At 32.8% G+C, this 14,155-nt stretch carries 14 protein-coding genes and 1 other annotated feature; of the genes, 10 read left to right on the top strand and 4 right to left on the bottom strand.

The window, feature by feature from the left end; all coding sequences use genetic code 11:
• Positions 1-150: 150 nt before the first annotated feature.
• Both HMPREF0446_RS05750 and HMPREF0446_RS05745 read right to left on the bottom strand, forming a co-directional pair.
• Complete coding sequence (locus HMPREF0446_RS05750; RefSeq protein WP_006702338.1) at positions 151-765, bottom strand: response regulator transcription factor; 615 nt, start codon at positions 763-765, stop codon at positions 151-153.
• Positions 758-1,807 (bottom strand): sensor histidine kinase, encoded by a 1,050-nt coding sequence (locus HMPREF0446_RS05745; RefSeq protein ID WP_006702339.1) that lies wholly within the window; start codon positions 1,805-1,807, stop codon positions 758-760. The genes HMPREF0446_RS05750 and HMPREF0446_RS05745 overlap by 8 nt, the downstream gene beginning before the upstream one ends.
• Positions 1,808-1,967: 160 nt before the next feature.
• On the opposite strand from HMPREF0446_RS05745, the gene HMPREF0446_RS05740 reads away from it, so the two are divergent.
• From HMPREF0446_RS05740 to thrS, 8 genes are all read left to right on the top strand, one after another.
• Positions 1,968-2,912 carry an ABC transporter ATP-binding protein gene (locus tag HMPREF0446_RS05740; RefSeq protein WP_006702340.1) on the top strand — a complete coding sequence of 315 codons (945 nt, stop codon included), beginning with the start codon at positions 1,968-1,970 and terminating at the stop codon, positions 2,910-2,912.
• Complete coding sequence (locus HMPREF0446_RS05735; RefSeq protein WP_006702341.1) at positions 2,909-3,973, top strand: ABC transporter permease; 1,065 nt, start codon at positions 2,909-2,911, stop codon at positions 3,971-3,973. The genes HMPREF0446_RS05740 and HMPREF0446_RS05735 overlap by 4 nt, the downstream gene beginning before the upstream one ends.
• Positions 3,960-5,099: an ABC transporter permease gene (locus HMPREF0446_RS05730; RefSeq protein ID WP_006702342.1), complete on the top strand. Its 1,140-nt coding sequence runs from the start codon at positions 3,960-3,962 to the stop codon at positions 5,097-5,099. The genes HMPREF0446_RS05735 and HMPREF0446_RS05730 overlap by 14 nt, the downstream gene beginning before the upstream one ends.
• 310 nt (positions 5,100-5,409) lie before the next feature.
• Complete coding sequence (gene coaE / locus HMPREF0446_RS05725; protein WP_006702343.1) at positions 5,410-6,015, top strand: dephospho-CoA kinase; 606 nt, start codon at positions 5,410-5,412, stop codon at positions 6,013-6,015.
• 29 nt (positions 6,016-6,044) lie between these two features.
• Positions 6,045-6,521 carry a transcriptional regulator NrdR gene (gene nrdR / locus HMPREF0446_RS05720; RefSeq protein ID WP_006702344.1) on the top strand — a complete coding sequence of 159 codons (477 nt, stop codon included), beginning with the start codon at positions 6,045-6,047 and terminating at the stop codon, positions 6,519-6,521.
• Positions 6,522-6,533: 12 nt separating this feature from the next.
• On the top strand, positions 6,534-8,021 hold the full coding sequence (locus HMPREF0446_RS05715; RefSeq protein WP_006702345.1) for a replication initiation and membrane attachment family protein: 1,488 nt from the start codon (positions 6,534-6,536) through the stop codon (positions 8,019-8,021).
• Positions 8,022-8,023: 2 nt separating this feature from the next.
• Positions 8,024-8,947 (top strand): primosomal protein DnaI, encoded by a 924-nt coding sequence (gene dnaI / locus HMPREF0446_RS05710; protein WP_020991393.1) that lies wholly within the window; start codon positions 8,024-8,026, stop codon positions 8,945-8,947.
• Positions 8,948-9,018: 71 nt separating this feature from the next.
• Positions 9,019-9,230: a binding site (T-box leader), on the top strand.
• A 75-nt stretch (positions 9,231-9,305) separates the two neighbouring features.
• Positions 9,306-11,249, top strand: a complete 1,944-nt coding sequence (gene thrS, locus HMPREF0446_RS05705; protein WP_006702347.1) for a threonine--tRNA ligase — start codon at positions 9,306-9,308, stop codon at positions 11,247-11,249.
• Between the two features lie 101 nt (positions 11,250-11,350).
• Here thrS and HMPREF0446_RS05700 read toward each other — a convergent pair whose 3' ends face one another.
• Together HMPREF0446_RS05700 and HMPREF0446_RS05695 are read right to left on the bottom strand one after the other, a co-directional pair.
• Positions 11,351-11,908, bottom strand: a complete 558-nt coding sequence (locus HMPREF0446_RS05700) for a DUF6036 family nucleotidyltransferase (RefSeq protein WP_006702348.1) — start codon at positions 11,906-11,908, stop codon at positions 11,351-11,353.
• Positions 11,901-12,185: a hypothetical protein gene (locus HMPREF0446_RS05695; RefSeq protein ID WP_006702349.1), complete on the bottom strand. Its 285-nt coding sequence runs from the start codon at positions 12,183-12,185 to the stop codon at positions 11,901-11,903. The genes HMPREF0446_RS05700 and HMPREF0446_RS05695 overlap by 8 nt, the downstream gene beginning before the upstream one ends.
• A gap of 170 nt (positions 12,186-12,355) precedes the next feature.
• Here HMPREF0446_RS05695 and HMPREF0446_RS05690 point away from each other — a divergent pair, with 170 nt between their 5' ends.
• Entirely contained in the window at positions 12,356-12,643 is a 288-nt protein-coding gene (locus tag HMPREF0446_RS05690; protein WP_006702350.1) for a hypothetical protein, read from the top strand.
• 92 nt (positions 12,644-12,735) lie between these two features.
• Positions 12,736-14,115 (top strand): MATE family efflux transporter, encoded by a 1,380-nt coding sequence (locus HMPREF0446_RS05685; RefSeq protein WP_006702351.1) that lies wholly within the window; start codon positions 12,736-12,738, stop codon positions 14,113-14,115.
• Positions 14,116-14,155: the final 40 nt, after the last annotated feature.

The raw sequence follows: 14,155 nt of genomic DNA, 5'->3' as shown, positions 1-14,155 counted from the left end.
ATAAATAATTTTTTTAATGGAATTTCCTGAAAGTAGCAAAGGACGCTAGCAAACCTGCGGTTTCATGGCTGCTACATGGAAATTCCTTTTTTTATAATGGCACATTAAAAAGACACCACTTTGTGGTGTCTTTGTTTTGTCATTAATAGTTCATTCTACCAAATCTTTATAGTAATAAATGGCTAATTGGGTTCTGTCTCTTAAGTTTAATTTTTCTAAAAGTAAGGAGAGGTAGTTTCGGATGGTGCCTTCGCTTAAGTACATTTTTTCTGCGATTTCTTTATTATTGTATCCTTCTGCTATTAAATACAATAATTCATTTTCTCTTTCGTTCAGAAGCTTACTAGTTTTTCGTTGAACCAATTTTTTAACAGGCATATCGATTGTTGAATCGTATACAATTTGATGATTCATAACTGCTTCGATAGCAGGGATGATGCCTTTAATATGTTGTTTTAATAAATATCCTTTACAGCCAATCGCTAATGCTTTTGTAATATATTCATCATCTTGAAAGGTCGTTAAAAATAAAATTTTTGCTTCAGGATAGTCTTGTAAAATTTGACTAGCTGCATCAATTCCAGAAGTAGGTTCCATTCGAATGTCCATTAAAACTAAATCAGGCTTATGTTGTTCGTATAGTTGAATCGCTTCAGCTCCATTACTTCCCATTCCAACGACTTCAATATGAGATTGGGCAGAAAGAATGGTTTCTAATGCTTGTAATACTAAATAATCATCATCAATAAGAATCGTTTTAATCATGAGAGGCCTCCTGTTTTGGAATACGAATAAAAATTTCGTATCCATTGTTTGTTTGAAGTGTAAAATCTCCATTATGTTTTTCCACTAGTTCCTTCATCATTGTAAGGCCCATGCCTGAGGGAGTATTAGTTGGACGGTCACCATTGTCTCTATAATCAATGGTGTAGGTTGTTTTTTGTTCTAATAGGAATAATTGAAGTTGTGTTCCATTCGAATGTTTCATGAAATTTGTCGTCAATTCCTTACAAATCGTTAAAATATCATATTTTATAGTAATCGGAATACTATCTGATATAGTGTTTGTAAAATTCACTTGTGCTTTTTCCTTTAAAGGTTGAAGGAGTGTATCCATTCTTTGTGAAAGTGAGAAAGAGTCATCATACATTTGGTGAATAGTTAATCGAATGTTATACATTTCCTGTTGTAAAATGCTTGATAAATGTTCTAATTTTTCTTCAACAACGGGTTCAGTTGTAATAATTTGTAGAGCTTCCAATTGCATAATAGAAGCACTCAAAGTATGTCCTAGTTGATCGTGTAATGCATGAGAAATCCGATTTCTTTCTTTTAACGTGGCAATTTCCATTTGTTTTAAAACTTCTTCAGAACTTGATTGTTGGCGTTGTACTAATTTTAGACGTTCTAGTTCTAAATCATTTTGTATTTGATAATTTTTCTTTTGAAAAGCCTCATCCTTTTGAGTTTGTAATATCATATAACTGCCAATGATACCGAGGATAATGGTAAATAAATGAGGATATAAAAATAAAATCACCCCAGAAAAAATTCCCCATAAACCATATAAATGAACCGCATGTATGATGAACAGTACACTATAAAGTCCAGTCTGTGGAAATAGAATACAAAGTATTCCAGAAATCCCTAATGCAATCGATGAAATGAATTTTGAACTGACATAAGGAGAAAGAGAGAGGATATAGATACAAAATCCTAGAAAAATTGTCAACAGTTCAATATTTTCCTGTGCTAAAAAAATACTGATGAGAATAAAAAATAATGATTTTTCAATGAATGTACGCAAGACTATCCCTCCAATCTGCTTTTTATTGTAGTATAACTGCAAAAGTCACAAAATTCTATAAAAATATGACAAATGTCATATGCAGATGATGATATTTGACACTAGGTAAGAGTGAAGACATTTTATATACTAAGATTGTGATGAAAGGATAGGTGAATATATGGAAACAAGTATTGTAGTTAAAGGTTTAGTGAAACGATATAAAGATTTAATGGCATTAAATCACTTTGAAATTGAGATTCAAAAAGGGGAGTTATTAGCGCTTCTTGGTCCAAATGGATGTGGAAAAACAACTTTAATCAATTGTATGCTAGGATTTTTAACATTTGATAGTGGAGAAATTACAGTGTTAGGAGAAAATCAATTTCCATTATCTGCTAAAGCTAGAGGGCAAATTGGAATTGTACCACAAGAGTTAGCTTATTTAGAAAATTTAACAGTGGAAGAAAATATTGATTTCTTTTGTGGACTATATATTTCAGATTCAACATTGCGAAAACAATATGTAAAAGAAGCGATTGAATTTACAGAATTACAAGAGTTTCGTAAATTTCTTCCGAAAAAATTAAGTGGCGGATTGAAACGCCGATTAAATATTGCTTGCGGAATCGTCCATAAACCATCTTTAATTTTCTTTGATGAACCGACTGTTGCAGTTGATACTCAAAGTCGTTCGTTTATTTTAGACGGAATTCGTCAATTAAATGAAAAAGGTAGTACCATTATTTATACCACTCATTATTTAGATGAAGTGGATGGATTAAGTGATCGTATTGTGATTATGGATAAAGGAAAGAGCATTATTTCTGGAACGTCTCAAGAATTAAAAGCATCGATTACTACTTCAGAAATTATTCAAGTAGAATTAACAACGATTCCAACAAGTGAACAATTAGAGCGATTAAGACAAATTCCTCAAATTTTAGTAATGGAAGAACAAAAGCAACAGTTGAAATTTCATTTTAAAAAGGGAAATAATCATTTAATGCATGTTGCCAACACGATTGAAGAATTGCAATTAAATTATGTGCGCTTATATAGTGAACAACCAAGTTTAGATGATGTATTTCTAGCCTATACTGGGAAAGGACTTCGTGATAGATGATGACATTTTTTAAGTTATTTAAGTATTTATTTAAAAATACGGTAAAAGATTTTGCATTTTCATTTTGGGTATTATGTTATCCAGTGATTTTAATAACTTTCTTTTATTTATCACTTTCTGGTGTGATTCATCAGGAATTAAATCCCGTTCGAGTGGCAATAACGAAGGATCATCCTTTTCATTTTGTATTCGAACAAGCAGGTGAAAATTTTAAAATTACAGATGTCACTTCAGCAGAAGAAGGAAAGCAGTTAACGCTTGATGGTAAAGTCGATGGATTTGTTGATTATCAGTTGGATGTTGTAGTCGCAAAAGAATCAGGTATTCCACAAAGTGTGTTGAAAAACGTCGTAACTCAAATCAAACAAGTTCAATCTCTTGGAAAAAGTGCCTCTACCATTGATTATAAAAAAAGTTGGATTAAAGAAACAAAGAGTGATGTTAGTGAAGGAACGATGCTGTTCTATTCAAGTCTAGCAAGTTTTGCAATGTATTCTATCTTCAGTGGAGTTGTTTGTGTAGCGTATATGAATGGTAATTTATCTGAAGTAGGACGAAGAGTTATGGGAAGTTCATTTAGTAAATGGAAATTTCTGATTTACAGTTTTGCTACAGGATTAACGTTGAATTTACTTTCGAATGCACTTTTATTAGTGTATATGACTCAAATTTTAAAATTACAGTTATTTACAGATTGGACAGGTAGTATTTTATTAATGCTTATAGGAAATGTTTTTGGATTATCCTTTGGAATTTTAATAGGAACTCTTCAACAGTTGAGTATACAAGGACGGATTATAGTAGCATTAATGACCAATATGATTGCATCCGCTATTGCAGGATTAATGGGAAGTAGTATACGCGCATTTATGAATAGCCATCTTCCATGGGTGAATCAGTATAATCCGGTAGCTTTGATTATATCTGGATTTTATCAATTAAACCGTTTAAATGAGGGAACACAAATGACTCGTATTTTTGGATTACTTGGAATTTATACACTTCTATTAATGGTCTTTGCATTATGGAGATTAAGGAGAACACGTTATGACAGTTTATAAGTATTTTTTAAAACTTACGAATCGTTACAAAATATATGGCATTATTTATTTAGTCATTTTTATGGGGATGGCTTTACTTCAAATTTCTAAGATAGATGAAAGGAAGTATTTTGAAGATGTTCCCGTTAAAATGATGATTAAAGATGAATCGAATGGTACTAACGAAATTATTAATCAATTGATTCAAACTCTTCAAAAGAAACATAAAGTACAAAAAACGACAAAAAGTGATACGAGTATGAAAGAAGCCATCTATGCAGGAGATGTAGATGCAGGATTATGGATTCCAAGTGATGCTCAATCAAAATTGGAAAAAGAACAAGAAGTTGTTGAGATGGAAATCTCCAATTCATTATCGGGACATTTAATTCGTGAGTATGTAAATTCTTATCTTCGATATGCAGTTGCTTTGAAAAAAGAAGGGGATTTTAATCCAGAAAAAATAGAAAAGATTATGGATCAAGAAGTAAAAGTAATGCTTCTTTCTAAAGAAGAAGCGGTATCCAGTCAATACTCTAAAGAAAAATTGGGTGAAAATTATTTTACCTATAGCCCATTTATTTATTTTTCAGTGTTCATTTATTTATTTGGTACGATTTTTTCTAAAATGAAGGGAAAAGAAGTTGCCAAGAGAATTACGATTGCTATGAAAGATGAGCGTCGAGTGATGTTAGAACAATTTTTAGCAGGTTTAACGATTGTAGCTTTAATTGTTGGTATTAATCTGATTTTTGTAGGGATTATAGCTCCTGAATTTTATGCAAGTTCTCAAGCATTGAAGATTTTATTATTGAGTACAGCATCGGCAATTTCAGCTTATGCTTTGTCATTTCTTTGTGCAGTAGTCATTGGTGAGAATCAATATGCTTATTCAGCTGCAAGTACAATATTTGGAATGGGGTTGGCATTTTTATCCGGAATTTTTGTTCCTTTAGAATTGGTAAGTTCATATGGAGTCAACATTGCTAAATTCTTCCCTGTTTATTATGTGACTTCAGCAGCAAGCAATTCTTCAACAGAGTTTTCTAGTTATGCATTCCATTTAGGGATGATTGTTTTATTTACTATTTTATATATCGTAATGGCGTTTAGCGTGCAGCGCATTCGTCGTAAAAAATTTATTTAATGGAATTTCCTGAAAGTAGCAAAGGACGACAGCAAACCTGCGGTTTCATGGCTAAATTTTGAGCCTAGGTCTCAAAATTTCCTGTGATTGGAACGGCTATGCCGTTTCAATCACTGCTGCTACGGGGAAATTCCTTTTTTGTTTTCCATCATAAGATATGTACGTATTCGAGTTAGAAATGGAATTTCCAAAATGTAGCAAAGGTTTTAATTACTGGGATTTCCTTTTTTGTTTCTCTTACATAGTTTTTTATTGCATGAATCTTTGTTTTCATCTAACATAGAACAAAAGAGCTATAAGGAGGAATTTTATGAAAATTGTTGGATTAACAGGTGGGATTTCTTCTGGGAAATCTACGGTATCTTCTTATTTCAGACAATTGAAAATTCCTGTCATTGATGCAGATGAAGTTGCTCGAAAAGTAGTCGAACCCAATAGTCAAGGCGCTATAGAAATTAGAAAAGCTTTCGGTAGTGATGTATTTGAAGAAGACGGAAGTTTAAATCGTCAAAAATTAGGTGCATTAATTTTTTCAAATGCAGAAAACCGTCAAAAACTAGATGACCTATTACAGCCTCTCATTAAAATTATGATTTTAGATGAAATCGAAGAGTATCGTCAAAAAGGGGAGACCATGATTGTCTTAGATTTACCCCTATTATTTGAAAAGCATTATGAGGAATTATGCGAAGAAATTATCGTTGTTTATATTCCAAAAGAACTACAATTAGAACGATTAATGAAGAGAAATCAATATACAAAACAAGAAGCGCTGTCTCGAATCGATTCTCAATTATCCATTGAGGAAAAACGAAAAAGAGCGACAGTTTTATTTGATAATCAAGGCACGATTCAGCAGTTATATCAGCAAGTTGAACAGTGGCTAGTAGAAACGAAAAATGATATACTACAATAAGAAAAAACTTGAAGAAAGGGGACATCGTCATGCAATGTCCAAGATGTAAATTTAATGGTTCACGAGTGATTGATAGCCGTCCAGCAGACGATGGTCGTTCAATTCGAAGAAGAAGAGAATGTGATGAATGTGGTTATCGATTCACAACTTTTGAAAGATTAGAAAAAGCGCCGATTTTAGTCATTAAAAGAAATGGAAATCGCGAGGCGTTTAATCGTGAAAAATTATTAAATGGATTAGTTCGTTCTGCTGAAAAACGTCCGATTCCATTAAGTCAATTAGAACAAATTGTCAATGAAGTAGAACATACGATTAATCAAGAAGGAGAAAATGAAATCTCAAGTATGTTAATTGGAGAGATGGTCATGGACTACCTTGCTAAAATTGATGATATTGCTTATATTCGTTTTGCAAGTGTATACCGTCAATTTACCGATAGAAAAATGTTCTTAAAAGAATTAGAGAGAATGTCTTTTGAAATGGATCGTAAAGATAGTAAATCATAATAGGAGGATCAAATGGACGAGAAATCAATAAAGTGGAGTCAGTTGAATCCACGTGATTGTATTCAAGTAACTCAGCAGGTTTGGCTGACACAACGTGAATTACAATTTGTGACGCAATTATATGTACCATTTTTAGGGGTTCAAGCCTCAACTTTATATTTAGTCTTATTTAGTGAGCTTTCTCCGAATTCCTATCAAAGTGATGTCATTCGATTGGCAGATTTATTAGCCTTAGTGAATATGGGAATTCCAGATTTTTATCAAGCAAGAATCCGTTTAGAATCAGTTGGCTTATTAAAAACTTATCGCTATGAAGATGAAGAATCGATTAGTGCTCAATATACATTTGAATTACAATCACCAGCGAGTCCAAATTTATTTTTCAAAGATGCTTTATTATCGACACTTTTAGTGAATCAAGTAGGTCATCAACGTTTTGAAATCTTACAAAAACGTTTTAGTGTAAAGGAAAAGGCTCCTCATGGTCAAGAGGTTACCAGTACTTTCCAAGAAGGATTCCAATTACCTTTTAATATGTCACAGTACAAGAGAAATATTGCTCAAGAAAAACAAATGATTAAAGATGTGAAGCAACAAGAATTATTTGTCATGAATTCTACTATTGATTGGGAATTATTAACGGACTTGTTAAAGAGCCAATTTGTTCATGAACAGGCTTTAACGCCTGAAGTGAAGCAAATGTTAAATAGCTTCCAATTGTATTATGGATTAACGGAAAGAGAAATTGCGCAATATGTGATTTATGCTGCGGATTTATCGACGGGTGAAATCGATGAAAAGGAATTGTATTCGATTATTATCAATGCTAATCAGCATTTAGCAGCTCCTAAACAAGAGGAATCTACTGTAACTTCAGTTGTTCCGAAAGAAGAAAGTATGCCTGTAGTTACAGAAGTTGTTGTAGAAGAACAACAAGAAACAACTGTAGCGAATACTCATTTACCTCAAGCGATTCAACGATTAATTACATTAGCAAAAGAAATGACGCCATTTGACTTTATGACAAGTATTAAGCAACAAAGAAATGGCTATGTTTCAAATGGAGAACAAAGAATAATTTTAGATTTAGTTCAAGTTGGCACGATTCCATCAGAAGTGATTAATATTTTAATTCATTACGTATTAGTGGTTAAAAATAATCCAACAATTAATAAAAATTTAATCGACACCATTGCGAATGATTGGAGTCAAAAAGGAATTCAAACTGCTGAAAGCGCCATTGAAGCGGTTCGTCAAAGAGATAAAGAGTTTAAAGCAAGCCGTAAAGAAAAAATCGAAAATCGACAAGCACAATCATACTCAGGTAAAAAATATTATGGGAATGCTCCAAAAGGAAGAGTGGCTTCTGTTCCTGACTGGGCTATGAAACCAAATGAAACAAAAGAAAGCCCACTAGATGATGAAAATCTTCAATTATTAAAAGCTCAACTTTCTCAATTAAAAACAAGTGGGAATTCTGAACAAGTGAAGGGAGAATAGTGATGGAAGGAATGCAAGATTTATTTGGCAATAAAACGGCTACTACAGAATTTCAACAACAATATCAAAAAATTGTAGCAGAAGTTTTACAAGACAAAGAAGTTCAACAATTTTTACAAGAACATCAAGATGAAATTCCGCAAGAAAATTTAGTGAAAAGCTATTCGGCCCTATTGGAATATATTCAACAACGTGATGCTCGTAACCAAGGAGTAGAGACATACATTAAAGGGATGGAACCCTTATTAAGGGTCAACCAAGGTTTTGTCGAAGTTGTGTATCGTCCAACTCAAGAGTTTATTCAAAAACAACAGCAGCAAGATTTAACGAATCGAATTCATGCCATTAATATGCCTAAAAATTTATTACAGGTGACATTAAATTCGTTAGATATTACAAAAGAGCGTCAAGAAACTTTTCAAGCTTCATTGCAATTTATTAATGAATTATCTGCAAAACCAAATGAGTTTCATCGTGCAATTTATTTAGTTGGTTCCTTTGGAGTTGGAAAAACGTATTTCTTAGCAGCTATTGCCAATGAATTAGCTCAACTCGGATTTGAAACAACTTTAGTGCATGTTCCAACTTTATCGAGTGAATTAAAAAGTGCGATTGGTGCTAATCGTTTAGAAGAAAAGGTTGAATTTTTAAAAACTTCACCAATCTTAATGCTAGATGATATTGGAGCTGAATCAAATTCTGCATGGTTTAGAGATGAAATTTTAATGATTGTATTAGAATATCGTATGATGCAACAATTACCAACATTCTTTTCATCTAATTTAACGATTGAAGAATTACAAGAACATTTAAGTGTTTCAAATCGTGGGGATGTAGAGCTATTAAAGGCGAAACGTTTGATTGAACGAGTACGTTTCCTATCGAAAGAAATTTTCTTAGCAGGAGAAAATCGTCGCTATTCATAATTTTCAAAAAAAGAAACAATTTTCTTGATTTTTATAAAAATAGTGGTAGAATAACTAATGAATTAAATATTTTGAAAATGATGAAAAAGACAAGAAACTGTTATCTGGTTATCTAATAGAGAGAAGTGGGTTGGTGGAACACTTCATCCGAGATAGTTTTACCACTTTTGAATCTTTGCTTGAAGTTTAGTAAGGTAAGGCGTAGCGGAGCGTTAGTCCGTTTAAGAGATTCGTTTAAAACGAATGAATTTGGGTGGAACCACGTAGAAATAACGTCCCATAGTTTGTATGAGTATGCAAACTATGGTTTTTTTGTTTTTTAAAGCATTTTTGAAAGGAAAGAAGGAGAACAATGTCAATGATTAAAGTTACATTTCCAGATGGAGCTGTAAAAGAATTTGAACAAGGAATTTCAGTGAAAGAAGTTGCTGAAAGTATTAGTAAGAGCTTAGCGAAAAAAGCACTTGCAGGTAAAGTAAATGGAGAATTAGTCGATTTAGATCAAGCATTAACAGAAGATGCAAGTATTGAAATCGTAACACCAGACCATGAAGATGCATTAGGAATTTTACGTCACTCAACTGCTCACTTATTAGCACATGCGTTAACTCGTTTATATCCAGGAATTCACTTTGGGGTAGGTCCAGCAATTGAATCTGGATTTTACTATGATACAGATATGCCAAACCAATTAACAGAAGACGCTCTTCCAGAAGTAGAAGCTGAAATGATGAAAATTGTAAAAGAAAACTATCCAATCGTACGTCGTGAAGTAAGTCGTGCAGAAGCGTTAGAAATCTTTGCAAATGATCCATATAAAGTAGAATTAATTAATGGTTTACCAGAAGATGAAACAATTTCTGTTTATCAACAAGAAGATTTCGTAGACTTATGTCGTGGAATTCACGTACCTTCAACAGGACGTATTCAAGTCTTCAAATTATTATCTCTTGCAGGAGCATACTGGAGAGGAAACTCTGATAATAAGATGATGCAACGTGTATACGGTACAGCATTCTTTGATAAAGCAGATTTAAAAGAATTCTTGAAAATGCGTGAAGAAGCTAAAGAACGTGACCATCGTAAATTAGGAAAAGAATTAGACTTATTTATGATTAGCCAAGAAGTTGGTTCAGGATTACCATTCTGGTTACCAAAAGGTGCTACAATTCGTCGTACAATTGAACGTTACATTGTAGACAAAGAAATTTCTCTTGGATATCAACATGTATACACTCCAGTAATGGCTGATGTCGGTTTATACAAAACTTCAGGTCACTGGGCACACTATCAAGAAGATATGTTCCCTCCAATGGATATGGGAGATGGCGAATTATTAGTATTACGTCCAATGAACTGTCCTCACCACATGATGGTTTATAAAAATCATATTCACAGCTACCGTGAATTACCAATCCGTATTGCTGAATTAGGTATGATGCACCGTTATGAAAAATCAGGAGCATTATCTGGTTTACAACGTGTACGTGAAATGACATTAAATGATGGTCATACATTTGTTCGTCCAGATCAAATTAAAGATGAGTTCAAACGTATTCTAGATTTAATTCGTGAAGTATATAAAGATTTCAATGTAAAAGATTATCGTTTCCGTTTAAGTTATCGTGATCCAGAAGATAAACATAAATACTTCGATGATGATGAAATGTGGAACAAAGCAGAAGCAATGTTAAAAGAAGCAATGGATGAAATGGGCTTAGAATATTTCGAAGCGATTGGTGAAGCTGCATTCTATGGTCCAAAATTAGATATCCAATTCAAAACAGCAATGGGCTTAGAAGAAACAATGTCTACAATCCAATTAGACTTCTTATTACCAGAACGTTTCGATTTAACTTATGTGGGTGAAGATGGAGATAACACTCACCGTCCAGTAGTTATCCACCGTGGGGTAGTATCAACTGCAGAACGTTTTGTAGCTTACTTAATCGAAGAATATAAAGGAGCATTCCCAACTTGGTTAGCTCCAGTTCAAGCAACTATTATTCCAGTAAGTGTAGAACATCATTATGATGCAGCTCGTGCATTAAAAGAAAAAATGATGAGCTTAGGATTACGTGTTGAATTAGATGACCGTAATGAAAAAATGGGTTACAAGATTCGCGCTTCTCAAACACAAAAAATCCCTTATCAATTAGTAATCGGGGATAAAGAAGTAGAAGAAGGAACAGTAACAGTTCGTCGCTATGGTTCAAAAGAAACTGTTTCAATGACAATTGGAGCATACTTAGAACGCGTTCAACGTGAAATTGCGAACTTCTCTCGTCCATTAGAAGACTAATTTAATGGTTGATCGACAAATCCTGTTGGTGAGAAATCACCGACAGGATTTTTTATATGTAAAAAAGACAACTTCTAAACGAGAAATTGTCTTTAGGGTGATTAATAATATTTTTGAAGTTGTTCTTGGTTTTCTTTGAAAAATTCTTCTAACCAGTCAATACCGTATGCGTAGCTAAATCCTTCTAATAGAATTGAAAAATCAATGATAGAAAATCCCATTTTTTTCAAGGTATCAAAGGCATCGAAAGGGGAACGGAAGTTTTTAAATTTAATAATCATCCCGATATCTTTTAAATCTTGCTCTCGAGCGCTCATCATTTTCATTCCGAGTACATATTCAATTGGTGCAACTAGTACGGTTAAGTGAGTAAAGGAGTACAAGGTATCACATAAATCTAATGGAGGTTGTTGATTCATATTTGCCACATTATTGTTGAGCCATAGTTCTTCCTGAGTATTTAGGTTAAACTTTTGACCAACACGAGCAATTATCTCGTTGATTTGATGACTTTCTTCATAAAAAGCATCTACATCTTGAGTAGCTCGTAAGCCATGATATTCTAACACATAACCACCAACACAAATAATCGTTAAAGAAAGATTTTTTTGAGATAATTCTTGGTTTAATGCTTCAAAGACAGGTTTCATTTTATCCATGTTTGTATTTCTCCATTAATTTTTGAACATTCGTTAATTTAGCGGGTTTATTTAATGAAATAACATATTCATGAGTAGGGCTATGTTTTTGTATAGCATATTTTAAACTCACTTTTTGAAAATGAGTAAGTTCTTCGGAGTTTAATAATTTCTCGACATCTTCGTCTGTTAAATAAGAATAGTCTTCAAAAATAACTTTGCGTAAATATCGAAACCAGTGACTAGCATTAAAACGTGACTGTTTGGAAGCGTTTATCATATAATCATACCATTCCATAATTTTCCTCCTATAAGAAATTGACTCAATCTTTGTAGTTTATTATAGCTGAAGCACTTATGAGTGTAAAGTTTGTGGAGGATCTTTATAGTTCACAAATGTGCTATTCATTGTTTATTAATAAATGGTAGTATAATAAGGTATCTAATAAATAGAAGGGAATAACATTTATGGAAGTAGAAGATTTAGTGTTTAATGCAATTGAACAAAATCCAGAACGGTTTGATAAATTGCTACAAAAACTGGGATATCAAAAAACAACAATGTGCAAGGAAAACTTAACAACAAGAGAAATGTGTGAACAATTAGGGATTAATTATAGTTCTTGGAAACAAAGTGAAGTGAGAAATCATCCAGAGATTGTTAAATTAAGAGACACGACTATTTCAAGAAATCATATTTATAAATCTAGTAGTTTAAGTATCATAGAAAGAGTTTGGAAAAATAGAAAAAGATAACTACTGTTCATATAGAAAAATATTTCATTGACATATTTATTTAAACCACCTTACAATATTTTTGTTCGAAGTTACAAAAAAGGAGTTCATATATGACAACTATTGAAAATCCGATGGGAACGCAGCCCATCAAAAAATTATTGATGCAATTAGCGGTTCCCGCAATGATTGCTAATGTCGTCAATGCCTTATATAACATCGTTGATCAAATTTTTATTGGACAAGGAGTTGGATATTTAGGAAATGCTGCGACAAATATTGCTTTTCCAATTACAACGATTTGTTTAGCATTAGGATTAATGACAGGAGTAGGGGCTGCATCTAATTTTAATTTAGAATTAGGTAGAAAAGAAGTGGAGAAAGCTAGAAGAATTGCAGGGACAGCAGTTGTTCAATTAATTGTGATGGGAATTGCAGTTTGCGTGATTGTTCAAATCTTTTTAGCACCTTTAATGCAACTATTTGGAGCAACAGATCAAATTTTTGATTATGCCATGGAGTATTCTCGCATTACGGCGTATGGGATTCCGTTTTTCTTATTTTCAACAGGATTCAATCCGCTTGTTCGTTCAGATGGAAGAGCGACTTTTTCAATGATGGCGATAATTGCCGGAGCTGTTTTAAATACGGTATTAGATCCAATTTTCATTTTTGTATTTCAAATGGGAATTGCAGGAGCAGCTTGGGCAACGGTGATCAGTCAGATGGTTTCAGCATTATTATTATTTGCCTATATTCCAAAGTTTCGTTCCGTGAAATTTCAATGGGAAGATTTTATCCCACATATGAAGCAAGTAGAAGCAATTGCTGCTCTAGGATTGACTTCATTTATTTTCCAAATTTCAGCCTTAATTGTACAAATTGTGTCGAATAATTTATTGAAAACATATGGAGCTATGTCTATTTATGGAAGTGAAATTCCAATTGCAGTTGGAGGAATTGTTTCTAAAGTATTTGTTATTTTTATTGCATTAATTATTGGAATGACGCAAGGAGTTCAGCCGATTGTCGGATATAATTATGGAGCAAAATATTACGAGCGAGTACGTCAAACGATATTTCTAGCATTAAAAATAGGATTTGGACTTTCATTTGTTACTTGGGCAGTGTTTGAAATTTTCCCGTTACAAATTATTCAACTATTCGGTAATGGAAATGATTTGTATTTTGAATTTGGAATTCGTTATATGAGATACTTTATGCTATTTACTTTAATTAATGGAATAACGATTTTAATTACAACATTTTTCCCAGCAATTGGAAAAGCAAAAACGGGAGCATTTTTATCATTAGCAAGACAATTATTGATTTTATTACCTGTCATGTTATTGATGACTTATACTTTTGGAGTAGAGGGGATGATGTTTGCTACCCCTGTATCAGATGTTATTTCTTTAGTTCTTTGTCTATTTTTCTTTAAACGAGAATTACACGATATTCATATGAAAGAAGAATTGATTTTATCCAAATAATCATTAGAGAGTGAAGTAGTCGAATACTTTGCTCTTTTTT

This window comes from Granulicatella elegans ATCC 700633, from assembly GCF_000162475.2.
In the GTDB taxonomy this organism is placed as follows: Bacteria; Bacillota; Bacilli; order Lactobacillales; family Aerococcaceae; genus Granulicatella; species Granulicatella elegans.
Note: the sequence above shows the minus strand (reverse complement) of the source record. Positions and strands in the feature narration are given on the sequence as shown.